Source organism: Acetobacterium wieringae, from assembly GCF_001766835.1.
In the GTDB taxonomy this organism is placed as follows: Bacteria; Bacillota; Clostridia; order Eubacteriales; family Eubacteriaceae; genus Acetobacterium; species Acetobacterium wieringae.
Genome location: NZ_LKEU01000029.1, coordinates 96,663 through 121,101, shown reverse-complemented (window position 1 = coordinate 121,101; position 24,439 = coordinate 96,663). Strand labels below are relative to the sequence as shown.

The following is a 24,439-nucleotide window of genomic DNA, read 5'->3' as shown; positions in this document are numbered from 1 at the left end:
ATAGATTGATCTATTATATCAAAAGAACCGATCAAATTCAAATTTTTTCAATTCTCCTTTTTTAGCTCTTTTTTGTTCAAAATTGACATTATTTCAAAATATCACTCATTTGACCCCATCTATTCGTAAACATCCATTTTTTTTAATCGACACATAAAAAAACAGTCACTACCTTCCATTAACGGACTTGTATAAGTATAGTTACTTCCATGTTCATCGGGAATGATCTGTAACTGAGGAAATTTAATTAATAACTTTCCGATTTGGTTTTCATTTTCATCTTTATTAATGGTACAGGTTGAATAGAGTAGCTCCCCACCGGGTTTTAAATATCGAACAGCATTTTCCAGTAAGGTACTCTGAATTTTAACAAGTGCTTTACGTCCTTCCTTGGTACTACGATATTTTATCTCTGGTTTACGTCTGATGACTCCAAGTCCGGTGCAGGGAGCATCCAATAAGATTTTATCAAATGAAGCTTCATCGATTGGCGAATACTCACAACCGTCCTGTTCTTCTAGTCTGATATTGGTACAACCTAGCCGACTTGCACTTTGTTCAACCAGTTTCAACCGACTGCCATAAACATCGCGACCAACGATTTCCCCAGAATTATTCATAATCTCGCTTAAATACATAGTTTTACCGCCGGGCGCTGCACACATATCCAAAACCCGATCACCTGGCTGTGGATTCAATCGCTCCACTGTCAGCATCGCCGCCTGATCCTGAATCGAAAAATGACCATCTCTGTATAAGCGGGAATTTTCGATATTACTCTCAAAAATTCCCAAGTTTGTCACATTGATGGCATTTGTTGAAAAACTTGCAGATAATGCCTCAACGCCAGCCTGTTGCAAATCTTGAATCAGTTGTTCTTTTGATGTTTTCAGTGTATTACAACGTACGGTAAAGGGAGGTTTTTCATTCAGCATCGGCATAATTGCTTCGGCCTTTTCCGCTCCATATGCTTCATAATACTTATGTACAATCCACAGCGGTACGGAATAGCGAATCGATAACGCTTCTTTTTCATTGTCCCAATTTTCAAACTTGAATTCTCTTCCGTTTTCATCGATTTTTCGCATGATGTTTCGCAACACACCATTAATAAAACCCTTGGCCTGAGGTTGGATTTCAGCAGCTAAATTGACCGCTTCATTGACAATTGCATAATTGGGAATTTTATCCAAAAAATAAAGTTGATAGATGGCGATTCTTAGTATCTCACTGACCTCTTTGTGTAACTTTTTTACTGGTCGACTGCTTTGCTGCGTAATCAAGTAATCCAGGTAGATCTGATTTTGAAGACAGCCATACACAATAGTAAGATATAGTCGACGATCATCATCTTTTATCGGGAAGCGTTGCAGGGTTCTCTTAATTTCCAAGTTAGAATAAGCCCCATCGTAGTCAATTTTTAGTAGGGTTTCCAGTGCCAATTTTCGAATGTTTTTCAATCTCTTGAACCTCTTAATATAATTAGTCTAATTAACGTTAGTAAAGACATCAGCGCAGCCGCAACATAGGTGAGGGCCGCTGCTCTTAGAACCTTTTTTACACCAACCTCTTCGCCTGGTTGTAGCAGATTGTTTTCAGCCAGTGCAGCAATCGCACGTTTGCTGGCATTAAATTCTACTGGTAGGGTGATCACGGTAAACAAGAGGCTAAATGAAAAGAGTAGAATACCCAGATTCATAAACATCGTCCCCCAACCAGAAGCTTGCCCAAAGAATAGGCCAATAAAAAAAATAGGCCAGGCAATATTCGTTGCAAAACCGGTAACTGGCACAATGAAACCTCGAAACTTAAGCGGCCAGTACCCTTCTTTATCCTGAATGGCATGACCAGTTTCATGAGCGGCAATGCCAACTGCGGCCACGCTAGCCTGTTGCCCAACGCCAGATGATAAACGCATAGTTTTATTCCGCGGATCGTAGTGATCAGTTAAATTCCCGGCTATATTTTCAATTGAAACGCTATTTAAGCCATTAGCATTTAATAAACGTCGAGCAGCATCCGCCCCTGTCATCCCATTTTTTGTCGGCACCTTGCTATAAGCCTTGTAAGCGCTACTTACCTGATACTGAGCATAAGCTGCAAAAATAATACCCGGCACAAGTATCAGCATCGTCCAATAATAGTCTAAAATAAACATTGTATTCCTCCTGATCTTTTTGTAATGCTAGCACAATTTTCTAAAGATCTGCTTAGGCTAGTTTAAAATAGTTCCAATTGCCATCTTTCTCCCACGTAAAAAAACAGTGGCTTCCAACCGCTTTTTTCCTGGCGCCTGAATTGATCCAATTCTTAAGGCACCGTCCTGGGTTTTAATGACAAGACCCTCCCGATCATCGGCGATAACAATCGTTCCAGGCTTTTCATGACCTTCCCAGATTACGATCTCCGGAGAAAAACATTTGATTTTTTCATCATTATATACAATATACGCTCCAGGCACAGGATCAGTACCATTTATTAAATACAGTATTTCTCGGCTGCTTTTGTGCCAATTGATGTACCCGGTATCTTTAAGTATCTTCTCGGCATAGGTGGCCACTGAATTATCTTGAGGCACTGGTTTTAATGCCCCCGCCAGAAACTTTTCCATGGTTTCAATTAGCAAGTGCCCTCCCAAAAGTGATAAACTCCGATAAAGATCCAAAAAGGTGGTGGATTCCGTAATCGGATATTCTGCTTTTGACAACATATCGCCGGTGTCCATCCCTTCGCTCATCAACATAATGGTGACGCCAGTTTTTTTCTTTCCATCAATGATCGCTCGTTGAATTGGTGCCGCACCCCGATAATCCGGTAAAAGCGAGCCATGAATATTTAATGCCCCATAGTTCGGTATTTCTAAAATTTCTCTGGACAGAATCTGTCCATACGCAGCAACAACGAAGATGTCCGACTGAAAGTTTTTCAATACTTCTACAAATTGGGTATCCCTGATTTTTTCAGGCTGTAGAACTGTAATACCAAGCTCTAATGCCTTGGCTTTCAATGGTAATATCTCAACCTTCTTTCCCCTTTTATTTGGTCGATCCGGTTGGCAGACAGCAGCTTGAACCTCATACCCCGCAGCAACAAGGCTTTCCAGGGCTGGGACACCAAAATCTGTGGTACCCATGAATATCACTTTGATATTTTTCATTTTTCGACACGATCAGTAAATAAGATCCCATCAAGGTGATCGAGCTCATGGCAAACAGCCCGTGCCAGCAAATCCGAACAAAAGAGCTGAAAAACTTTGCCGTCCAAATCGGTTGCTTCAACGACGAGTGATTCTGGCCGTTTTACCAAACCCGATTGTTCAGGAAGGCTGAGGCAGGCCTCTTCATCCTCTGCTTCTCCATCTGTAGAGATGATGGTAGGATTAATAAAGGTCATTGGTCCATCTCCAACGTCGACAATAAACAAACGTTTTAAGATCCCGACCTGAGGTGCTGCCAAACCAACCCCCTCAGCTTTATTCATGGTTTCCACCATGTCAGCATTTAATACTTTTATTTTTTCGTCAATCTCCTCGATCACTCGAGATTTTTTTCTGAGAATTGGATCATCATCGATCCTGATTTGTCGAATTGCCATTTCTTCCTCCTGATTCATGTTTAATACAATAATTGTTAGTTAATCTGAATAGATACTTTTGATTTAAGTGCTTCTATTATACCAAGTCTGATAATTTTTGACATTAAATTCTGAAAAACACTTTGTTTAGCCGTTTTTATGACAATTTGGTAGGTGATATTGCCACCTCTAGTTACACCAATTCGCACCGGTTTATAAACAGCCTGTCCCATTCCAAATGCTTTTAGTTCTTCCTTAATAGAAACATAGAGCCGAACTGAGTCGTTTTCGGCTTCACTTTCTTTCTTATGAAACACACTCAAACTGATCATCTTAACAGTCGGCGGGTAATGCATTAATTGACGGTAGTGAATTTCGCTGCGATAAAACTCCAGAAAACTCTCATTCTTGATCGAGTAGATCGTATCATTTTCTGGTTCGTTGGTTTGAATCACTCCTTTTGTTTTGTTATCCATGGCTTTAGCAAAAAATCGGCTATACATCTGATAGACATTTTCCGAAGCCTGATAGTTCCCCTGATTAAGATCTCGATCAATAAGAACGGCTGCCGCAACGCTTATATTGGATAAATTAAAATGTTTATTAATAACCTGGGTTCCGATTAAAATATCAAATTCACCACTGGCAATGCTCTTATTAATTTTTTTAATGTCAGATCGTTTCATATTTCCTTGTACGGTAGCGATCCGGACACCTGAAAAAACCTTTTTAAGATACTCTTCCAATTGATCAATACCGTAGCCCATGTGTCTGACTTTGTCGCTACCACATTCCGAACATAGCACTGGAACAGCCTTCTTATATCCACAGTAATGACATAGAAGTGAATGATCGTGATTTAAATATTTTAACGAAACACCGCAATGAGGGCATTTTTCAACATGACCACATTTTCTGCATAGAATGCTGTTTGCATAGCCTAAGTTATTGATAAACAGTACACTCATTCTCTTTTGTTCAATGCCCGATTGGAGATATCGAAGCAGCGTTCTGCTCAATATTCCCATATTGCCCTGGTGCATTTCTTTTTGCATATCGATGATTTCAATGGCATGGCGGAATCGTGGCTCTTCACCAATTTGAATGACTGCCAGCTCTTTTTTTTCAATTCGATACCACGTGGCGACCCTCGGGATATTGTCTGCAATAATATAAAAAGCCCCCATTATTTCACTCGCTTTTTTAGCGATATCAGTGATATGAAATTGAGGCATCGAAATGCTGTTATGAGACGAATCATGCTCATCGTCAATAATGATCAAGCCGAGATTAACATACGGTAGAAACACCGCTGAACGAACCCCAATTATCACCTTTATTTCCCCGGATCGAATCCGCAAATATAATTCAGTTCGTTGCTTCGGGCTGAGCTGTCCGTGAAAAACGCCAACCTTGTTTCCAAAGTATTTGTAGAACATTTCCATTCTCTGAAATGTCATATTGATTTCCGGAAAGATGACAACCGATGAGCGATTCGCTTTTAATTGATCTTCGATTGCCTTGAAAAACAAGCGATATTTACTCACTGCGTCAAAAACGTGAAAAAAAACCCCGGAAGTTTGTTTCGTTAATGCCTGGTATTGGTTGTAACTGCGCTGTTCGTTGTGTGTTAAGATAACTGATTGATGTTCATAGCCTGCAGCACTCAGATTGAGAGGCTGCTCTTGTGATGCTGTCTTATTAACACAAACATATCCTTTTTTTATTAAAGGCTCGAGACTTTTTTTATACTGGGCTGTAATTATTTTTAAATCTTCACCCTTCATATCGCTACGGAGTAGATACTCCATTAACTCGCACTGCTTTTTTCCAAATTTTTTATCCTGCTTTAAAGCCTCCCGCCCCATAGCAGTAAGATGATAGCTCGATTGGATCGACTTTTTTCTGCTCTCTGGGTCGCTTATTTTTTTCCAGCTTTTTTTAGAGTACACAGCCTTCTTTTTAATCAGTTCTGCTAAAATAATGCGATCTTCAGGCTTAACTTTCTTTAATGGGAGGACTTCATTCGGATTGTCAAAATAATGCTCAATAAACCAGTTTTGCTTTAAATCCAAGTCAAGTTTTTCATAATTCCGGTAATAATCAATTTCTTGCTTGATTTGTACTGCCATCGTAAAATACGAGAGGGCCTCATAAAATAAAGAACAATAGACGGTCTTCATCCAAAGACACAATTCTATTTGTTCTCTATTCAATACTGGTTCCATATCGATATTTTCTATAATCTCTTTGATTTTTCCTGAGTAATCTGTCGTTTCTTTGATTTTTGTGATAAAAGCTTCAACCCGCCGATTTCCGATACCAAACTGCACAACAACCCGAATCCCCTCCTGAGTTACCGATTCCAGATGCACTGGAACACGATAATCATAAGCATGATCGATTCGTTTGTTTGTCTGGTTTAAAAAAACTTCGGCTATTTTCACAGTTTGAATCCTATTCGATTATTGTTGGCAGCTCTTCTGTTTCGCCACTTTTTAATAAGGTTGAATGTGATTCGTTAACCATCTCAAAATGTTGTAACGACTCTGGTTCAGCTGTCTTATGGACGCAGTGGATCATTTCTTCGGCAATCTCGTTTGTTGCAATGGTGACCGGATTATCGATTTTAATTTTTACCAGTGGTTCATCTCCATCCACTATTTCCCTTGCTCGTTTTGCTGTTGCCAAAACCAAAGAATATTTATTTTCTGCCTTGCTAATCAAATCATTTAATGCTGGATATCGCATTGTTACCTCCCAAGTATATCTTCAATTTTATTTTTCAATCGTTCCGTTCGGCATTTTTCAGCCGTAATAATACTTTGTACCCGCTGAGCGGCGTCGTTTAAGTCATCATTTATGACAATATAACTATAGTCATCCGCATTTTTCATTTCTTCGTATGCACAATTTAAACGCATTTCCATTTGTTCTTTGCTTTCAGTTCCCCGCTCTTCGATGCGACGTCTAAGTTCCTGCATGGATGGCGGTACAATAAAAATATAAATCCCTTCTTTATAGTTGGTTCGCACCTTTGCAGCACCCTGAATATCAATTTCCAGAATCACATCAAAGCCGGATTCCAATAAGTTTTCTACGTAATCTTTTGGTGTTCCATAGTAGTTCTCATAAACTGTTGCATATTCCAGGTATTGTCCCTTTTTTATTCTTTCTTCAAAGCTTTCTTTGGAGATATAAAAATATTCCCGTCCATGCTTCTCACTATTTCTGGGCTGACGCGTTGTTTCAGAAATTGACAGCCGAAGATCCGGGTTTTTTCGACAAATAATCTTACAAACACTTCCCTTGCCAGCACAGGATGGTCCTGATATTACAATGAGAATCCCTTTTTCTCGCTCGAAAAACGGCTCGGTTAATTGTTCTTCTTTTAATTCTGTGTTTATTACTGGACAATCACTCATAGATTTATTTAACACCCCTACTCAATATTTTGTATTTGTTCTCTTATTTTTTCAATCTCACTTTTAACATCAACCACAATATTAGCAATAGCTAAGTCGCTGGCTTTTGAACCAATGGTATTGATTTCCCGATTTACTTCCTGTATCAGAAAATCCAGTTTTCTTCCTACTGGTTCGGTTTCTTCAACCATCCCTTCTAATCGGTCTAAATGGCTTTGCAGTCGGGTTAACTCCTCATCAATATTCAATTTATCCGTCATCAGAGCGACCTCAGTCAATAAACGTTTTTCATCTATTTCCACCGATTCAACATAGGAGGAAATCTTTTCTCGAAGTTCATTTTTATATCGTTCCAGCATATCCGGACTTTTTTCTCGAATATTTTCGACATAATTTCGAACAATACAGCAACGATTTACTACATCGAGTTTCAATGCATTTCCTTCACGTTTTCGGCTATCTTCAACTTCTTCCAATGTTTTTTCTAAAACCGGTTTTATTTTTGACCAGATGCTTTCATAATCATCAATGTCTTCTTCAACCATAATGACATCCGGAAACTTTGAAATCAAAGATAAGCTCAGATCATCCCCAATCATTGAATCAAGTCGGCGAATTTCGTTAAGTACCGAAATATAGTTTTGGGCTAAATCTCGATTGAAAACGATCCGACGATTTTTTGTGCCCAATTCCGAATATTTTATAAATATTTCAACTCGTCCTCTTGCAATGCTTTGTGAAACAGTATTTCTGATTTTTTCTTCGATTGGATTGAGGGTTTTTGGAATTTTTATAAAAAAATCTCTGAATCGATGGTTAATTGTCTTAATCTCAATTGAACAATCGACTTCCTCATCGCGATAATCTTTCCGCCCAAAGCCCGTCATACTTTTCATGATGTTTCTCCATTTCCATTAAATCCACCCGGCAAATTCCACATGACCAGTTAAGCGAAATACCAGGCAACAGCTTTTGTAATTTGGTTTTCATTTGAACCTGCAAGATTATTAGATACTAACGCATTCTGAAACTCAGCTCATCCTTACCTAATTTATACACTATATCGAATTTCAATGAAAAAGTCAACGATTCCCTACTTATTGAACACTTTATTGAAATTGGCGTTACTTATCTTAATCATTCCTTATTCATTGTTTTTTTTAACCCTTTATCATCCTTGAAGAACATGATAAAATCATTCTATATTGAACCGACGATTTGAAAGGAGCATTTTATGGCTTATGATGGTGTTACCCTGTATCATTTAATCAATGAATTTAAACCCCTCTTAATTGGAGGTCGCATACGAAAAATCTACCAACCAGAAATTGATGAAATTCGTCTTTTAGTCAACCTGGGAAATCAAAAAAAACATCTCTTACTCTCTGCAAATGCAAGCAATCCACGTGTATACATGACTGAAAAGATCAAAGAAAATCCGAGTGCGGCTCCTAGTTTTTGCATGGTATTGAGAAAATACCTTCTAAATGGAACCATTATTGATATTGCCCAACATGAAACTGACCGGATCATGGAACTTTCCGTCACAGCAAAAAACGATTTTAATGAAATAGTTGTTCGTAAACTACTCGTTGAAATAATGGGACGAAACAGTAATATTATTCTGGTTGATGAATCGATGAAAATTCTGGATTCGCTAAAAAAAGTCGGGTCAACTTCCAGTCGCTACCGCCAAATTCTTCCTGGTCGTGATTATGTTTACCCTCCAGAAAATAGCCGTCTCAGCTTTCTCAATCTTGACGCAAATCATTTGAATGAATTGCTGAGCGATTATAAGGATTCTTCAGTGGAAAAAGTCTTTGTTCAGGCTTTACTTGGCATCAGCCCCAACATCAGTCGGGAAATTGCCTTCAGGAGCGGTATTGATCCTCAAACTAGTGTGTCTGGTCTTTCAAAAAAACAAAAACAATTTCTGTGCGAAGCGTTCACTCAAGTCATCAACGAAATCAGGCAAAAATCTGAACCAGTCATTATTTATCTCGGACGTAAAATGGTGGATTTTTCAACCATTGACCTTCACTATCTACGATCTGATCACCGTTTCGAAGCATATCCGTCCATTTCAGAGATGCTTGAAGCGTATTATTTTATGAGAGACAAAGCCCTCCGCTTTAAAACCCGGGCGGCCAATCTACGCCAGCAACTGGATATTCTGGTTAGAAAAAACATTAAAAAGCTTGACAACCTTCAACAGGATGTCAATGCATCTCATAAAAACGAAAAATTTAAACTGTATGGCGATTTGATCACCGCCAATATTTATGCCATTGAAAAAGGCCAGGAAATTGCCACACTCGTCAACTACTACGATCCTGACTGCCAAACCATCGATATTCCTTTGAAAGTCAATCGAACCCCCGCTCAAAATGCTCAGCACTACTATAAAAAATACAACAAAAGCAAAACGGCACTTAAACATTTGGCCAGCTATATATTGGAAACGGAAGAAAAAATCTATTATTTGGAAAGCCTCGTCAATAGTTTGGATCAGTCTACTGAATTAGCTGAATTGGATGAAATCCGCCATGAATTTCTCCACTCTGAATTTAACAAAAAAGCAATCTCCAAGGAAGATAAGCAGAAACAGCTACCTTCCAAACCCTTGCATTATATTTCATCTGAAGGTTTCCATATTTTTGTTGGTAAGAATAATTATCAGAATGACTTTATATCCACTAAAATGGGGAAAAATGAAGATTGCTGGCTTCATGTCAAAGATGCCCCTGGTTCTCATGTATTGATTGTTGCTAGTGGCCGCTTTATCACCGAGAAAACTTTACTTGAAGCTGGCAATTTGGCTGCCTGGTTTAGTAAATCAAGAGGTTCAAGCAATGTTCCTGTCGATTATCTTGAGTTTAAATACCTAAAAAAGCCCAGTAAAGCAAAACCGGGTATGGTTATCTTTACCAATCAAAACACCATGTATGTAACCCCCACTCAGGATGGCGTTGAATCAATCGAAGTCATCACTGATACCAATTGAACCTATTTTAGTTTTTTTAGAATTTCTTTGAATGCTGGCGGAACTGGTGCTCTGAAAACCAGGTGTTCATTCGTTCTCGGGTGGATAAAACCTAATGTATGAGCGTGGAGACATTGCCCCTCTGTTTTAAACGGATTATTCTTGTCTCCTTTCCCATACAATGGATCTCCTGCCAATGGATGACCGATCTTTTCCATATGCACCCGAATTTGGTGGGTCCGCCCGGTTTCCAGTTCAAATCGAAGAAGGGTGTATTGGGCATAACGTTTTATCACTTCAAAATGGGTAATGGCCGTTTTTGAATTTTTTTCCACTACCGCCATTTTTATACGAAGTTGCTCATGCCTGCCTATGGGCATATCTACCGTTCCACGATTGGGTTTGACATTTCCTTTAACCAGACCATAATATCGCCTGAGAATAGTATGCTCCTTGAGTTGTTCAGATAAACTTCGATGTGCAGCGTTATTTTTCGCAATCATCAGTAGCCCAGACGTATCCTTGTCAATCCGGTGAACGATTCCCGGACGCATCACCCCATTAATCTTTGATAAATTGTTAGTATGAAATAGCAATCCATTTACAAGCGTACCGCTGCTATTGCCCGGGGCTGGGTGGACAACCATCCCCTGGGGCTTATTTACTATCAGCACGTCATCATCTTCATAGATTATGTCAAGCGCAATATCTTCTGCTTGCATATGACAGGCAACCGGCTCAGGAATCGTTAAGGTGATGATCTCACCAGTTTTAACGTGATAGCTGGCTTTCCTTTTTTGCCCATTCACCAAAACATCCCCTGCCGCAATCAGTCGTTTAATATACTCTCTTGAATAATCACCGGACAACGTGCTGCAAAAATGATCCAGTCGTTGATCGGTTTCTTCTGGCACAATATACTCATTATGCTCTTTCGTCATAACACCCTCCATTATTTATATATATCGATCCACTTCTAATCGGATATTACCTTTTTTTGTCCGCTCATCCATACTGATGATTTTTGCCTTTCCTTTACCTCTTAGCGACAGAATATCACCTGATTTCAGCCGAAAATCATTTTTATATATCTCCACGTAGTTCACCCGCAGTTTACCTTGTTTGATTAAAACAAGACTATTCTGTCTCGAAAAACCCCATATTTTATTGATGATCCCGTCTATTCGGTTCGAAGCAACCACCACAGACAATCGCTTGTAGTTCTTTTCAAAGCTTTCGATTTGCTGACTGGTCTTTATTGTCGTTCGTATCTCCCGTCCTTTAATCTGATTGAAATTGATCCACATGAACTCCTGTAGTCGCTGATGCATGATAATTTGTACCTTTTCATCACCCACATCGATATCACCAATACTCTCCCTAGTTATTCCCAAGTGCATGAGTTCCCCCAAGACATTGCGGTGATCAATTGGCATCACTTTTTCGAATTCAATGGCGAAGATGGGCCATTCCAGATCCTCTGAAGAAAGATAATCCGGATAAATGCATAACATCTTACGCTCAGCATCCGGGTGCCCTCCAAAAAAAAGATAAGGGACACCACTATGCTTAATGGTGTCCGCTATTTTTTGTTGAAACACTTCATCATAAAAATCAAAGAATCGGGGTTTAAAATTTTTACAACACGCATCAGTAATACGTGATAATAAAAAAGTATCTTTTTTTTCTGTCATTAGACATCCCCTTAATACTTGATATCTGAATATAACTCTAAAATATTAACATGACGACCATTTTATAAAGCGGAAACAATACGATCTGCATTAATAGTATTGCAGCAAAGGCTGATAAATCCAATGGTCCAATGATTGTAAATCGTCGCAACGGCGATAAAATGGGCTCCGTTAAACCATAAATCGTCTTTACAAAAATATTATCTGGATTGGGTCTCACCCAACTAAATATAATGTTGACAAAAATTAATAGTGTGATCAATTCAAATAATAGATTACCGGCTTGAATGAGAATTCCTTGGATCATAAACGACCTATTCCATATCCTCATCCCACTCTAAAATCGGCGCATTGAAATCCAAATCATCATGCTGTGGATTAGTCAACACCGCCACCGCTTTTGGAGCTAAAATAAATACATTGTCTGCAATTTTATTAATTGAACCGTCTAGTGCAAATAATGCTCCACTTAAAAAATCAAATATTTTACGACCATTTTCATAATCAGTGTTTTTTAAATTCAATACAACTGTTTTGTTATTTCTTATTTTATTGCAGATACTTGGTGCATCTTTAAAAACTTCAGGTTCCAACACTAAGACTTCTGGACCGTCATCGAGGGATAGTTCACTTCGTCTTGAAGTTGTTGTTTTTTTTGCTTTTGGCGCTGTGAAGGCACTTTTTGTATCTTCAACATCGTCATCATATACATCTTCCTCGTAAATTTCGTCGTAACCATCCTCATTGTCTACTTCCATGCCAAAAACCTTAATAATTTTATCCTTAAATTTTTCTGCTGCCATCGTATCTCTCCTAACTAAATATTTTGCGTCCAACTCTAATCATATTGGAGCCCTCTTCTATTGCAATGGTATAATCATCAGTCATACCCATGGAAAGATAATTCATTTGAATAACCTCACCCACAGATTCCTCTTTTATTTTATCATAAATTCTTTTTAAATCCACAAAAATCTCACGTATTTTGTCATTATTTTGAGTTAAAGGACCCATCGCCATCAGACCTTTGATCCGGATAAACTGATATCCGGACAACTCATTCAATACCGTTTGCAGATTTTCTTCGAGAATTCCAGATTTACTGTCTTCTCGAGCTAAATTTAACTGGAGTAAAACATCGGTAACAATTCCCTGTTTTTTTCCTTCCTTTTCAATGACATCCATCAACTCGATTGAATCGACAGAATGGATCAGAAAGGTTTTACCAATTAAATATTTTACCTTATTTTTTTGCAAATGTCCAATAAAATGCCAACGTGGCTGATCGCCCAGAACCTCGTATTTTTTAAGAAAATCCTGAACCTTACTTTCGCCAAGGTCAAAAATGCCAGCTTCTAAAACCGCCTGGGTTGCTTCCAGACTTTGATATTTTGTCACCGCAACTAGCGTAACATCTTCGGGTATTTCTGATTTGATCCGTTTTATGTTTTCTGAAATCACTTTGTTTCACATCCTTAGGGATAAATACTAATCCGCATACCACTGCTTAAATTCGGATTCTCATCGGTTCTCAAAACAGCATAGCCATTATTATACTTTTCCACAACAACCGGAAATGAATCACTAAAATAACCTTTTGTTACGGTGTCGATCAATGTCTCATCTCCGATAGTGTATACTGCACTTTTGGGTATTTCATAGGCACTGTAGTCCTGAATAAAAACGTCAGATTTACCTATAACCACCTTAGCAAAGTCATTAACGTAATCTTTTAGCATCAGTACAACGATCTTTTGACCGCCTTCATCAATAACATCAACAAAATAACCGGAATATACCTGATCATCAAATTTAAATCTAAGCTTAGGAAAATAATAAAGCTGATCAACTCTTTTAATTAAAAACTCATAGTAATCTTGATTAATCCCACTGTCGGTAGTCCCCATCAATTCAGTCTTTAAGGCCTCAACCTCAGCTTCGCCCATAATGGCCATGTCACTTGGCATGGAAAAGGCGACATAAATGTGGTCATTATTTACAACCTTTAAAAGTCCTTCGGATTGCTGATCAACTTTACTGGCGGTTTTTAAAAAAGTGGTATTAATATAGGGGAGCATGCTTTCACTTAACGCTTTTTCAACTGGTTGGATCGATGTATAAACATAGCCACTCGAAAGTAATCCGAGCTCATTCAAGGCAATGTTTCTCGGTTGACCACCAAGCAGGCCAACCAGCGTTTGCCGTTTTTGTTGAAGGGCGGCTAAATCTAGTCCCATGTATTGCACTGATTCAATCAGAAATTTTTTTCGTTCCCGCTCTGTTTCACCGATCTGGTTGGTAATGCTCGAAATACCTTGATAATTCGTAACCATATCGCCCACGATCCGGCTCCAGTTGTTATAATACTCTTCTTTAATGATCGTGTCAATCACGGCAATTTGTTGATTTAAATATTCCGTATTAATAACCTTCGGCGAATTTGTCAACGGTTTATAACCATTGGCTTTTTCCCCTTCCATCAGCGATAAATCACTGGCCTGGAAATTATCGAGCGTTCGATAATCAACATCTTTGAAAAAATACATCTCTGTTTTATACGATTCAGTATACTCTTTTTTTTCGAGCAGCATGCTCATATTACCCCGGTAACTGGAAATAATAATTATTGCTACAATAAAAAAAAAACGATGCCAACAACAATTTTTCTTAAAGAATTGACTCGTCTATTATTTTTTCTTTTAATTTGACCCATATTTTCACCTTAATAAAAAATGGTCTGAGTGAGAGGATTTGAACCTCCGGCCTCTTGACCCCCAGTCAAGCGCGCTACCAAGCTGCGCTACACCCAGACAGTAAATATATTATAATGAATCACGGAGGATTAATCAAGCTTTTTTTTATTTATTTTGTTTAAACCAACAAAAATACATCAATATTTAAGGTATCTGCGTTAAAAACCGCAGATACCTCTTTCGTAATTAATTACCCATTCGTTTTTCCATAGGGGTCGATTTAATCTCAGCATTATCGATAACAGCAATGATCACGGGTTGATACTTGCTGTTAAATCGTCCCTGACGATCAAAGTGACGGATTGCCAGATAGGCGATGGCCGTTAGACAGATTCCTGTCAAAAAAGAGACCAGCACTTGATCCAACCCTAATTTGAAGCTACCGATCAAATAATATGTCACACTGCTTCCTAAAATAAAGGCGACAAGCGGTATTCCATACATGATAAATGCAGCAACAAAGACATTGACAAATTGCATTTCAACTTCAACCGTTTCACCGTTTTTAGCGTTGACCATGTTTTTTGCCGTCGTTAACATAACTGACTGATCTTTGCTGATGTGACAGGCGCCACAGTCTCCGCAAGCTGAGTTGCGCTTGATTTCAACCTCAGCATTATTTCCCCGAAGTGATCTAACTGTTCCTATTTCTTTCATTACAATTCATCCACAGAGATGCCCAGATCGATGAGTTGATCCAGACTGGCACTCGCCGGTGCATCCATCATCAGACAACCATGATTTTGAGTTTTCGGGAAAGCAATGACGTCACGAATATTATCATTATCGGTAAGCAACATCACCAGACGATCCAAACCAAAGGCCAGCCCACCATGTGGTGGTGTTCCATATTTAAGAGCTTCCAATAAAAATCCGAATTGCTCCCAGGCTGATTCCTGAGTAAAGCCCAACGCTGTGAATACTTTTTCCTGGATTTCCTGGTTATGGATACGAATACTCCCCCCCCCCAGTTCGACCCCGTTTACGACCATATCATAAGCATCCGCCCGAACCTTTAGCAGATCGGTTTCCAGATACTGCAAGTCTTCTTCCAGTGGCATGGTAAAGGGGTGGTGTTTAGCGGTATAACGGCCTGCTTCCGGGTCATATTCCAATAATGGAAAATCCGTTACCCAGAGAAAATTATACTGGTCTTTTAAATCATATTCCAATTTACGTGCCAGTTCCAGTCGTAATTGACCCAGAGCATTACAGACAATTTCGTTGGTGTCGGCGATAATAAAGATTAAATCCCCTGGTTTTGCATCAGTTTTTTCAAAAATTGCGGTTTTTTCTTCTTCTGAAATGAACTTCAGGATTGGTGATTTCATTTCGTCTTCGGATACGTCGATCCAGGCTAAACCTTTGGCCTTATAAATCTTAGCAAAATTTTCAAGTCCTTTAATGCCTTTTTTACTTAATTTAGCCTGCGCCCCTTTAGCGTTGATAGCACGAACACTGCCACCCTTTTTCACGGCACTCGAAAAAACTTTAAATTCAGAATTTTCAACAATTTCTGATAAGTCAATCAATTTTAAGTCAAATCGGGTATCTGGCTTGTCCGAACCATATTGATCCATCGCTTCCTGATAGGTCATTCTTACCATTGGCGTTTGAACATCGACGCCTTTTACTTCTTTCATAATCTTTGCAATCATTTCTTCGTTAATGGCAATAATATCGTCTTTGTCAATAAACGACATTTCCATATCAATTTGAGTGAACTCCGGCTGGCGATCCTGTCTTAAATCTTCATCACGGAAGCATTTGGCAATCTGATAATAACGGTCAACGCCAGAAATCATTAAGATTTGTTTGTATAACTGAGGTGACTGGGGCAGTCCAAAGAACTTTCCTTTTTGAACTCGGGATGGTACCAGAAAATCTCGGGCTCCCTCAGGAGTGGGTTTAGCCAGCATTGGTGTTTCGACTTCCAGAAAACCCTTATCATTTAAAAAATTTCTGGCAATGGCAGCTGCCTGATGCCGAGTTCTTAGAATTTTCTGAAATTTCGGTTTTCTCAGATCAAGGTAACGATATTTGAGTCGTACGGCTTCATTAGTTTGATCATTATCTTCGATATAAATCGGTGGTGTTTCCGATGAATCCAGAATTTTTAATTCAATAATTTCAACTTCGATTTCACCAGTTAGGATATTTTTATTAACATTTTCCAGGCTTCTTAAGACAACCTTACCTTTAACTGATAATACATACTCATTTCTGACCTTTTCTGCAATTTCAAAGGCTTCTGGTTTTTCTTCGTTGACGACCAACTGAATTTTTCCGGAGCGGTCTCTTAAATCGATAAAAAGTACCCCACCGAGATTTCGGCGATTATCTGCCCAGCCTGCCAATTCAACAACCTGCCCAACATTGCTTGCTGTTAATTCTCCACACATGGTATTTCTATAATAAGTATTCATTCTACCTCCAATGTATATAGTGATTTATTATCTTCTTAACCTTTATATTATAATGAAGATGTAATAGAGCTGTCAAGCGGGAATACTGAAAAACAATTTGAGTATCATGATTTATGAATCGTTTCAACGATTTAATGATTTATAATCGTCATTAATAGTCCAAATATAAAAAATCGGAACATTCTATTCCGATTTAAAAAATAGTCTTATTTTTTATTCATTGATAAAATGCGATAAGCACCGCACTTTTTCTCCACAATCTCCTCAAACCGTTCATTATAAGTTTTCACATCTTTTACCGTGAAAACCTTGGAGATATTATCGGTCACTGGATCATAGAGGTTTCCCGTTGCTCCAGCCCCAATACCTAGAGTTGACTGGCACTCAGCCATCATTAAAATGTTGTAAATTCCTTCATGCCCCCGCTTGGCATACCCGACATTTTCACTGTTGCCCCGAGTATATTTTAGTCGATACAGATAATAGGGATCGAAACCTTCTGCAGCCAAGCGTTTTTTTACCGATTGATAAAAATCTTCACCATAGCCCTCGTTAACAACAATCCCGTTTTGATCTTTTAATCGAGAGCCTTTTTTAATCGACAAATTATGGATTGTGATGTTTTGAGGATCCAGGGCTAGAACGGCTTCCAGGGATCGCAAAAAATCTGCTGGTGTTTCATTTCCCAGTCCGGCAATTAGATCCATGTTTAAAGTTTTAAAACCGATTGACTTAATTAATGCCACCTGTTGTTCGAGAAGTCCCGCTTCCCATGGCCGTCCAACACTGAGTAACGTTTGCGGATTCATAGACTGCGGATTCAGACAAATGCGATCTACCTTATGATTTTTTGCTACTTCCAGCTTTTCCTGATTAATCGTTTCGGCTCGCCCTGCTTCCAGAGTATATTCCCTCAACTGCGATAAATTAAAGCTACCCTCAAGTACTGACATCAGCTGTTCCAATTGATCGGCACTTAACACGGTTGGTGTGCCGCCACCGATATACAAGGTGTCAATTTGCAAATTGGAAGCCTTTAGAACTTCCCCTGTTTTTTTAATTTCAATAAGTAAATGATCCAGATATCGCTGCAAATTTTCACCCTTTTTATCGACAATCGTGGACACAAAGGAGCAATAGTCACATTTAGAGGGACAGAGAGGAATTCCTACGTATATACTAATAAGGCGATTCGCCTCACTAACCTGTTCACTGGGAATGAGGCTGGCTTGTGTTTTTGAAATCTGAAGCAAAAGATCGGTGCGGTCATTGCTGACACGATAATAATCCCTGAATCTATTTCTTATTTGGGTTGTCGTCCTACCCTGTTTGTAATATTTCTGTACCATTTTTACTGGTTTAATACCGGTTAATGTTCCCCATTGCAGCCTTTTTTCAAAGTACTCAGATAGAAAATCATAAAGAAACCCCTTATAAAGGCTATTTTCAAGGGGTTCGACGCTGTTATTGAATTGATAGGTTCGAGTTAGTGCTTTACCACCTTCCCATGTCAAAGTTAGCACAACTTGTGTTCCTTCGGTTTTCTCAACTAATACACCATCTGCTTTTCCTGTCAAGACATTTTTTACACCCGGATCGAAAGCCTGATATAATTCATGAAAATAATATTCTAATTCTGGCCGTTCCAGATCAAAGCGAAGCACTCTCATTGGCCCCTCCTAGAAACGCCCCTTTAAAAAAGGATTGTGCATTTTTTCGTACCCAATGGTCGTATTCCCACCATGTCCCGGTAGTACAATGGTTGCATCATCAAGGATAAACAGTTTCATCTCAATCGCATTGAGTAACTCACTTAAGTCGCCGTCTGCAAAGTCCGTTCGGCCGATTGAAGTGTTAAAAAGAGTATCTCCAGCTATGAGCTGACCGTCTGCCAAGAAACAGACCCCTCCCTTTGAGTGACCAGGTGTATGTATTATGCGGATAACAATCTCTCCTAATGTGATTGTTTCATTTTCGTTTAAATATCCATCAGCTGGCGCCAGTACCATGTCGATTCCAGCCAATGCTGAGAGGTTTCGTTTCGGATCCACAAGACAATTCGCATCATTTTCGTGAATCAGAACCTTAGCTCCAGTTAATTGCTTAATCTGATTAACGCCACCAAGATGATCGAAATGACCATGTGTCAGCAGAATGTATTTTACTTTGAGTTTATTGTCATTAATGATGTCACCAATTTGTTGATCCTCAAATCCGGGATCAACCACCGCCGCTTCCAGTGTGTTCTCATCCCAAACCACGTAACAATTTGTGCCCATTTGTCCCAGGGATTTTTTGATTACTTCCATATTGCTTTCCTTATCTATTTAATCAATTTAAAAAACTTTTTCACTATCTAATAACAGGGTAACCGGACCATCGTTGACAATCAATACTTCCATTTCAGCCTGAAAAACACCCGTCTCAATTTTTTTAATTGGTTGACATTTTAATTTATCAACAAAAATGGCATATTTTTTTTCAGCAACATCTACTGGCCCACTTCGGGTAAAGCCTGGCCGTCTGCCCTTCCGACAATCACCGTAGAGAGTAAACTGTGAGACTACTAACAATTCACCTTCTTCATCGAGAATGGAGCGATTCATTTTGCCATCTTCATCTTCAAATATTCTCAGGTTAACCAACTTATTGATGATATAGTCCATATCTGCCTCGGTATCATCATCTTTAATGCCCAGAAGTACATTGAGTCCATGGCCAATTTTCGCCACTGTTTCATTGTTGATCCGTACTTCTGAAGCGGTCACCCGCTGTATTACTGCCCGCATAACTACTCCTTATACTCGGTAAATCTGTGTAATTTCTTTTATTTTGTTCAAATTCTTAATCAGCAAATTTAATTCACGACGGCTCTTTACCTCGAGCGTGGCCGAAAAAAAGTCATATTCATTTTTCTCATTTTTCGCATTCAGAGCTGTCACCGGAATGCCCATATCCAGAAATGTTTTCGAAATTTGAATAATCGTACCCGGTGATTCCTTGGCTTTTATGTGTATTTCTGCTGTAAATGATCCGGTACTGTATTTATTCCACTCTACTTCGACAATCCGGTTGGGATCCGTGAGATTAAGAACATTGGAACAATCCGCCCGATGGACTGAGATCCCCCGGCCTTTTGTGATATATCCTACAATTTTATCGCCAGGCACCGGATTACAACATTTGGCAAAGTGGACATCAATTTCGTTATGTCCCGCAACAATCACTGTACTACTGGATTTCTTTGGATCTTTAGTCGGTTTTTTTAAGACGATCTCTTCAACTTCTTCAGGAAATTCCTTAGGAAACAGCAGTTTCATCTTTTGAAAAACAGTTCCAATTTTTATCCCATTATAACCAATAGCAGCATAAAAATCGTTGAGGCTCTTATAGCTACACTTTTCAGCCAGGAGCTCCAGATTATTCAAATTCAATAAATTTGAGTGCTGCAAGCCTTCTCGTTTGATTTCTCGCTCTAAAATACTTCGGCCTTTTTGAATGTTCTCATCTTTTTCTTCTTTTTTAAAATATTGCTTTATTTTGTTGCGCGCATGTGGGCTCTTAACAAAGGTCAGCCAGTCTCTGCTGGGACCATTTGAATTCTTGGAAGTCATAACTTCCACGATGTCTCCACTCTTCAAGGGACTATTGAGTGGGACAATTTTATTATTTACCCGAGCCCCGACACAGCTGTTTCCGATATCACTGTGAATTCGGTAGGCAAAATCCAGGGGACATGATCCTGCCGGAAGCGGAACGACGGCGCCTTTGGGCGAAAAGACGTAGACCTCTTCATTGAGAAGATCAACCTTAATGGTTTCCACCAATTCTCCGGCGTCTTCAGAATCCCGCTGGAGTTCAAGCATTTGACGCAGCCAGGACATTTGAACCTCATACTTATTGTCCTTGGCATCCATTCGTCCTTCTTTATATTTCCAGTGGGCAGCAATTCCGTACTCTGCGGTTTCATGCATTTCTCTGGTACGAATTTGAATTTCGAAGGGTTCGCCCTTGGGTCCCATCACCGTTGTATGAATGGACTGATAGAGATTTGGTTTCGGCATGGCAATATAGTCTTTAAAACGTCCCGGAATGGGTGTCCATTGTGAATGAACCACGCCTAGCACTCCATAACAGTCTTTTAACGAATCAACAATAACCCGAACGGCAATCAAATCGTAGATTTCATCAAAGCTGCGGTTTTGGCTTTTCATTTTTCGGTAGATACTGTAAAAATGTTTAGACCGCCCATAAATCTCGGCATGGGTACCGACTTTTTCGATTTCTTTGGATAACACTTCAATTACATCGGCAATATAGGCTTCTCGGGCGCTTTTCTTAATTTTTATTTTTTGAACTAAATCATAGTAACCTTCCGGATCCAGATATTTTAGTGCCAAATCCTCCAGTTCCCACTTGATGGTCGAAATTCCCAGTCGATTTGCCAAAGGTGCATAGATATCCAACGTTTCTTTGGCTTTCTCAATCTGTTTAGCTTCCCGCATGTATTCCAAGGTACGCATGTTGTGAAGCCGGTCAACCAGCTTAATCAGAATGACCCGAATATCTTTGGACATGGCCAGAATCATTTTGCGGAGGTTTTCCGCCTGACTTTCTTCTTTGGACTGAAAGCCAATCCGCCCGATTTTCGTAACACCCTCCACCAGGTCCGCAATATTTTGATTGAATTCTTCTTTTATATAATCATATGAATAGATTGTATCTTCAATAACATCGTGCAAAATAGCGGCCACAATCGTTTCCGTATCCATTTGCATTTCAGCCAAAATATAAGCAACAGAAACCGGATGGATTACATAGTCTTCTCCAGAAAGACGTTTCTGATCTTTATGAGCTTCCCGGGCCAGGTCATAAGCCTTATAGATCATCTCCGTTTGTGCATCTGGATTATTTGCTTTAACCAGGTTTATTACATTGTCAATTTTTCCTCTTACTGCATCATTATCCATATCGTTTCTGCCTTTTATTAGTGAGTAGTCTTTAGTAGGGGTAGGTCACAATCGAGTGTACAAAATAATTCTTAAGAAGCTCACGCCCCCCTAATTCAGTGAGTTCAATCAAGGTGATGATGCCCGAAATTTCCCCACCAAGATTTTCGATCAATTTGGTAGCGGCCATCATCGTTCCCCCGGTGGCCAGTAAATCATCGACAATAATAACCCGATCTCCCGGCTTGATGGCGTTTTTTTGAATTTCGACAATATTTGATCCATATTCAAGGTCATAAGCTTCCGATGAAACCTCACCAGGCAGTTTTCCAGGCTTTCGAACGGGCACCAAACCAGCACCAATTAAATATGCCAATGGCGTCCCAAAAATATAACCTCTGGCTTCAGGAATTACAATTATATTAGCATCAAGGGCCTTTGCTACTTTCGTCATTTCGTCAATGACATGTGCAAAAGCCTTCGGGTTTAAAATCAGACTGTTTATATCTTTAAAACTAATCCCTTCCTTGGGAAAATCTTCGTAAATACCAATGCTTTCTTTTAAATCCATCTTAATCTCCCTTTTCAATCACAAATCATTTTTTCTAATTTTTAATCGGTATGCAATTAATCCTGCTTCTCGAAGTATTTCGCATGCCATTAAAAAATGAAATGGCGACAATTTTGTGCTATTTGGGTTTTGTACAGATACCCCAACTTCTCCCGATTTTTTCAGGACCAGATAAACGCATTTTACGGTCTCCCGCTGCATTCGCATTTCATACGGATCAATTCCATAAGACTGCAACTTAATTTCTATTTTGGGATTCACCGATTGAACGATGAACTTCACCAAAAACATCGCCATGTCAAAATCCCAGATGGGATTTTGGTGGATGTCTTTTAATACCAATTGCAAAGTTTTATTCCCTCGATACTCGTTGACATCCAGGCGACAAATAAACTCCACTCCCCGGAAACCATTTGCGCTTAATTCGGGGCGATTGGTCAAAAACTCGCCAAACCCAAAACCGACTCCGCTAACATCATTACTCAAACTCAGCCGCAAATGATTATTTTCTTTTCCCATGGTTCTCATCGAAATAATATCTGGACGGTTGAGGACAAATTGCACGCCGGGATTTCCCAGACCACACGGTTCAAAATGTGAGCAGTCATTAAAAAGATTCCAGGTGATTTCCGTCTCATCAATAATCGCATCGTAGGGAATTTTTTTGATCAGATGTTTTTTTATTTCTGTAAGGTGTCCGTATTCAATAATTTTCTTGGTCATCTGGGCGAGATTCTCAGCATCGATACTAAAACCGGCTGCTTGATCGTGACCACCATAACTGCTAAATAACTCACCACAGGATTGTAGGGCTTCAAAAATATTGAACCCTTCCACACTGCGACAGGAAGCTTTCCCCTTTCCATCCGTCACACTAACGACAATCACCGGATTATAATACTTTTCCTGAATCCGACTGGCAACAATCCCAATAACACCCGAGTGCCAGTTTTCTCCAATGACGATTATAATATCATTTTTATATAGCTCCTGGGATTCAACCTGAGCAAGTGCTGCATCCAGAATGGTTGATTCAAGATTCTGGCGTTTCCGGTTTTCATCACTTAAAAATTTAGCCAATTCCATCAATCTAGCTGGATCATGTCCAGTGAGTAAGTCAACAATGTGATGTGCCTCTCCTAATCGCCCTGCTGCATTAATCTTGGGACCCAGCACAAAACCAAAATGCCAGGCTTTCACCTGGGCCAACTCACTTACTTCAATCAATGCCCGAATTCCAGGATTTTTGTGATTCGAATTAAGGTAATGTAGTCCCATGGCAACCAGAATTCGATTCTCATTCTGAAGTGGAACCAGGTCTGCTACTGTGGCTAATGCAACGCATTCAATCGCATTCTGCAAATCGAAATCTAATCCGAGCCTCGTACTGATCGCCTGAACAAGTTTAAAAGCCACCCCGGCACCACATAGTTCCTTAAATGGATAATTTTCTCCTGGCACCTTAGGGTTGATAATTCCAAATGCTGCCGGAAGCGTTCCTTGACATTCATGGTGATCGGTTATAATTACATCCAGATTGTGCTGATTACAAAAATCAATCTGGTCATTGGCGGAAATCCCATTATCGACAGTAATCAGAAGCCCCACCGCTTCATCAATTAAGTTTTGCAGCGGATCAATATGTAGTCCATAACCAGTGATCAGTCGATTGGGAATAAAGTAGGAAACATTGAATTCATGGCGTTTCAAAAAACTGTACATGATAGATACCCCAATAGTACCATCTGCATCATAATCGCCATACAAACATATTTTTTCGTTTGCCGCTTTTGCTTTTGCAATTCGGTTTACTACTTTTTCCATCTCGTTAAAAAGAAACGGATCATGAAGATCAGCCAACGAAGGATTAAGATAGCGCCGGGCTTCCTCAATGGATGTTATCCCCCGACTGATCAGTATTTCAGCTGTTCGTTTTGTTAAGTTGAACTCCTCCATAATTTGATCTATTAAATCTTCATTTTCGGGCACACTTAAATGACTGTGCTTACTTTTTCTTTGTATCCATTGTGTTTTTACTGACATATCCACCTCAAGATTGAATTGT

The 24,439-nt window shown here is 39.4% G+C and carries 23 protein-coding genes and 1 tRNA gene; 1 reads left to right on the top strand and 23 read right to left on the bottom strand.

What is annotated here, in order from left to right; genetic code table 11:
* Window positions 1–119: 119 nt before the first annotated feature.
* The 8 genes from rsmB to ACWI_RS09535 are packed head-to-tail and all read right to left on the bottom strand — an operon-like array spanning window position 120 to window position 7,894.
* A complete protein-coding gene (rsmB, locus tag ACWI_RS09570; protein WP_070371210.1) occupies window positions 120–1,460 on the bottom strand; it encodes a 16S rRNA (cytosine(967)-C(5))-methyltransferase RsmB in 1,341 nt (446 codons plus the stop codon).
* Entirely contained in the window at window positions 1,457–2,158 is a 702-nt protein-coding gene (locus tag ACWI_RS09565) for a zinc metallopeptidase (protein WP_070371209.1), read from the bottom strand. The genes rsmB and ACWI_RS09565 overlap by 4 nt, the downstream gene beginning before the upstream one ends.
* Window positions 2,159–2,215: 57 nt before the next feature.
* Window positions 2,216–3,157 carry a methionyl-tRNA formyltransferase gene (fmt, locus tag ACWI_RS09560; protein WP_084633613.1) on the bottom strand — a complete coding sequence of 314 codons (942 nt, stop codon included), beginning with the start codon at window positions 3,155–3,157 and terminating at the stop codon, window positions 2,216–2,218.
* The gene (gene def / locus ACWI_RS09555) at window positions 3,154–3,594 is read right to left on the bottom strand and encodes a peptide deformylase (protein WP_070371208.1); all 441 of its coding nucleotides are present in this window, start codon (window positions 3,592–3,594) and stop codon (window positions 3,154–3,156) included. Before def ends, fmt begins: the two co-directional genes overlap by 4 nt.
* A gap of 35 nt (window positions 3,595–3,629) precedes the next feature.
* A complete protein-coding gene (gene priA, locus ACWI_RS09550; RefSeq protein ID WP_070371207.1) occupies window positions 3,630–6,020 on the bottom strand; it encodes a replication restart helicase PriA in 2,391 nt (796 codons plus the stop codon).
* A 10-nt stretch (window positions 6,021–6,030) separates the two neighbouring features.
* Window positions 6,031–6,324, bottom strand: coding sequence for a DNA-directed RNA polymerase subunit omega (gene rpoZ, locus ACWI_RS18505; RefSeq protein WP_084633612.1), 294 nt, complete (start codon window positions 6,322–6,324; stop codon window positions 6,031–6,033).
* Between the two features lie 2 nt (window positions 6,325–6,326).
* Window positions 6,327–6,998 carry a guanylate kinase gene (gmk, locus tag ACWI_RS09540; protein WP_175440931.1) on the bottom strand — a complete coding sequence of 224 codons (672 nt, stop codon included), beginning with the start codon at window positions 6,996–6,998 and terminating at the stop codon, window positions 6,327–6,329.
* A 17-nt stretch (window positions 6,999–7,015) separates the two neighbouring features.
* Window positions 7,016–7,894 (bottom strand): YicC/YloC family endoribonuclease, encoded by an 879-nt coding sequence (locus tag ACWI_RS09535; RefSeq protein ID WP_084633611.1) that lies wholly within the window; start codon window positions 7,892–7,894, stop codon window positions 7,016–7,018.
* 338 nt (window positions 7,895–8,232) lie between these two features.
* Between ACWI_RS09535 and ACWI_RS09530 the strand changes: the two genes are divergently transcribed.
* The gene (locus tag ACWI_RS09530) at window positions 8,233–10,002 is read left to right on the top strand and encodes an Rqc2 family fibronectin-binding protein (protein ID WP_070371205.1); all 1,770 of its coding nucleotides are present in this window, start codon (window positions 8,233–8,235) and stop codon (window positions 10,000–10,002) included.
* 2 nt (window positions 10,003–10,004) lie between these two features.
* On the opposite strand, the gene ACWI_RS09525 is transcribed toward ACWI_RS09530, so the two are convergent.
* The 15 genes from ACWI_RS09525 to recJ all read right to left on the bottom strand — a co-directional run bounded on the left by ACWI_RS09525 (window position 10,005) and on the right by recJ (window position 24,417).
* Window positions 10,005–10,922, bottom strand: a complete 918-nt coding sequence (locus tag ACWI_RS09525; protein ID WP_139142347.1) for an RluA family pseudouridine synthase — start codon at window positions 10,920–10,922, stop codon at window positions 10,005–10,007.
* A gap of 15 nt (window positions 10,923–10,937) precedes the next feature.
* Window positions 10,938–11,675 (bottom strand): YlmH/Sll1252 family protein, encoded by a 738-nt coding sequence (locus tag ACWI_RS09520; protein WP_070371203.1) that lies wholly within the window; start codon window positions 11,673–11,675, stop codon window positions 10,938–10,940.
* Window positions 11,676–11,712: 37 nt separating this feature from the next.
* The gene (locus ACWI_RS19550) at window positions 11,713–11,982 is read right to left on the bottom strand and encodes a YggT family protein (RefSeq protein WP_070371202.1); all 270 of its coding nucleotides are present in this window, start codon (window positions 11,980–11,982) and stop codon (window positions 11,713–11,715) included.
* Between the two features lie 7 nt (window positions 11,983–11,989).
* A complete protein-coding gene (locus ACWI_RS09510) occupies window positions 11,990–12,478 on the bottom strand; it encodes a cell division protein SepF (RefSeq protein WP_070371201.1) in 489 nt (162 codons plus the stop codon).
* 10 nt (window positions 12,479–12,488) lie between these two features.
* Window positions 12,489–13,136: a YggS family pyridoxal phosphate-dependent enzyme gene (locus ACWI_RS09505; protein ID WP_070371200.1), complete on the bottom strand. Its 648-nt coding sequence runs from the start codon at window positions 13,134–13,136 to the stop codon at window positions 12,489–12,491.
* Window positions 13,137–13,150: 14 nt separating this feature from the next.
* Window positions 13,151–14,266, bottom strand: a complete 1,116-nt coding sequence (locus ACWI_RS09500; RefSeq protein WP_070371199.1) for a hypothetical protein — start codon at window positions 14,264–14,266, stop codon at window positions 13,151–13,153.
* A gap of 142 nt (window positions 14,267–14,408) precedes the next feature.
* Window positions 14,409–14,485 (bottom strand) — tRNA-Pro (locus ACWI_RS09495).
* Window positions 14,486–14,614: 129 nt separating this feature from the next.
* A complete protein-coding gene (locus tag ACWI_RS09490) occupies window positions 14,615–15,085 on the bottom strand; it encodes a SoxR reducing system RseC family protein (protein ID WP_070371198.1) in 471 nt (156 codons plus the stop codon).
* Entirely contained in the window at window positions 15,085–16,854 is a 1,770-nt protein-coding gene (aspS, locus tag ACWI_RS09485) for an aspartate--tRNA ligase (protein WP_070371197.1), read from the bottom strand. The genes ACWI_RS09490 and aspS overlap by 1 nt, the downstream gene beginning before the upstream one ends.
* Before the next feature lie 206 nt (window positions 16,855–17,060).
* On the bottom strand, window positions 17,061–18,524 hold the full coding sequence (gene hemZ / locus ACWI_RS09480; protein ID WP_070371196.1) for a coproporphyrinogen dehydrogenase HemZ: 1,464 nt from the start codon (window positions 18,522–18,524) through the stop codon (window positions 17,061–17,063).
* A 9-nt stretch (window positions 18,525–18,533) separates the two neighbouring features.
* A complete protein-coding gene (locus ACWI_RS09475) occupies window positions 18,534–19,163 on the bottom strand; it encodes an MBL fold metallo-hydrolase (RefSeq protein ID WP_070371195.1) in 630 nt (209 codons plus the stop codon).
* A 27-nt stretch (window positions 19,164–19,190) separates the two neighbouring features.
* A complete protein-coding gene (gene dtd / locus ACWI_RS09470) occupies window positions 19,191–19,643 on the bottom strand; it encodes a D-aminoacyl-tRNA deacylase (RefSeq protein WP_070371194.1) in 453 nt (150 codons plus the stop codon).
* Window positions 19,644–19,652: 9 nt separating this feature from the next.
* Window positions 19,653–21,824 (bottom strand): RelA/SpoT family protein, encoded by a 2,172-nt coding sequence (locus ACWI_RS09465; RefSeq protein ID WP_070371193.1) that lies wholly within the window; start codon window positions 21,822–21,824, stop codon window positions 19,653–19,655.
* Between the two features lie 31 nt (window positions 21,825–21,855).
* Window positions 21,856–22,374, bottom strand: a complete 519-nt coding sequence (locus ACWI_RS09460; RefSeq protein ID WP_070371192.1) for an adenine phosphoribosyltransferase — start codon at window positions 22,372–22,374, stop codon at window positions 21,856–21,858.
* Between the two features lie 18 nt (window positions 22,375–22,392).
* Window positions 22,393–24,417: a single-stranded-DNA-specific exonuclease RecJ gene (gene recJ / locus ACWI_RS09455; protein WP_070371191.1), complete on the bottom strand. Its 2,025-nt coding sequence runs from the start codon at window positions 24,415–24,417 to the stop codon at window positions 22,393–22,395.
* Window positions 24,418–24,439 lie beyond the last annotated feature (22 nt).

Bases quoted from the DNA above. Each gene is read 5' to 3' on its own strand.
- def (WP_070371208.1), bottom strand. From the start codon at position 3,594: ATGGCAATTCGACAAATCAGGATCGATGATGATCCAATTCTCAGAAAA.
- hemZ (WP_070371196.1), bottom strand. From the start codon at position 18,524: ATGAGAGTGCTTCGCTTTGATCTGGAACGGCCAGAATTAGAATATTAT.
- ACWI_RS09530 (WP_070371205.1), top strand. From the start codon at position 8,233: ATGGCTTATGATGGTGTTACCCTGTATCATTTAATCAATGAATTTAAA.
- ACWI_RS09565 (WP_070371209.1), bottom strand. From the start codon at position 2,158: ATGTTTATTTTAGACTATTATTGGACGATGCTGATACTTGTGCCGGGT.
- ACWI_RS09460 (WP_070371192.1), bottom strand. From the start codon at position 22,374: ATGGATTTAAAAGAAAGCATTGGTATTTACGAAGATTTTCCCAAGGAA.
- ACWI_RS09500 (WP_070371199.1), bottom strand. From the start codon at position 14,266: ATGCTGCTCGAAAAAAAAGAGTATACTGAATCGTATAAAACAGAGATG.
- aspS (WP_070371197.1), bottom strand. From the start codon at position 16,854: ATGAATACTTATTATAGAAATACCATGTGTGGAGAATTAACAGCAAGC.
- ACWI_RS09475 (WP_070371195.1), bottom strand. From the start codon at position 19,163: ATGGAAGTAATCAAAAAATCCCTGGGACAAATGGGCACAAATTGTTAC.
- rpoZ (WP_084633612.1), bottom strand. From the start codon at position 6,324: ATGCGATATCCAGCATTAAATGATTTGATTAGCAAGGCAGAAAATAAA.
- ACWI_RS09520 (WP_070371203.1), bottom strand. From the start codon at position 11,675: ATGACAGAAAAAAAAGATACTTTTTTATTATCACGTATTACTGATGCG.
- recJ (WP_070371191.1), bottom strand. From the start codon at position 24,417: ATGTCAGTAAAAACACAATGGATACAAAGAAAAAGTAAGCACAGTCAT.
- fmt (WP_084633613.1), bottom strand. From the start codon at position 3,157: ATGAAAAATATCAAAGTGATATTCATGGGTACCACAGATTTTGGTGTC.
- ACWI_RS09465 (WP_070371193.1), bottom strand. From the start codon at position 21,824: ATGGATAATGATGCAGTAAGAGGAAAAATTGACAATGTAATAAACCTG.
- ACWI_RS09535 (WP_084633611.1), bottom strand. From the start codon at position 7,894: ATGAAAAGTATGACGGGCTTTGGGCGGAAAGATTATCGCGATGAGGAA.
- ACWI_RS09490 (WP_070371198.1), bottom strand. From the start codon at position 15,085: ATGAAAGAAATAGGAACAGTTAGATCACTTCGGGGAAATAATGCTGAG.
- ACWI_RS09510 (WP_070371201.1), bottom strand. From the start codon at position 12,478: ATGGCAGCAGAAAAATTTAAGGATAAAATTATTAAGGTTTTTGGCATG.
- gmk (WP_175440931.1), bottom strand. From the start codon at position 6,998: ATGAGTGATTGTCCAGTAATAAACACAGAATTAAAAGAAGAACAATTA.
- ACWI_RS19550 (WP_070371202.1), bottom strand. From the start codon at position 11,982: ATGATCCAAGGAATTCTCATTCAAGCCGGTAATCTATTATTTGAATTG.
- ACWI_RS09525 (WP_139142347.1), bottom strand. From the start codon at position 10,922: ATGACGAAAGAGCATAATGAGTATATTGTGCCAGAAGAAACCGATCAA.
- dtd (WP_070371194.1), bottom strand. From the start codon at position 19,643: ATGCGGGCAGTAATACAGCGGGTGACCGCTTCAGAAGTACGGATCAAC.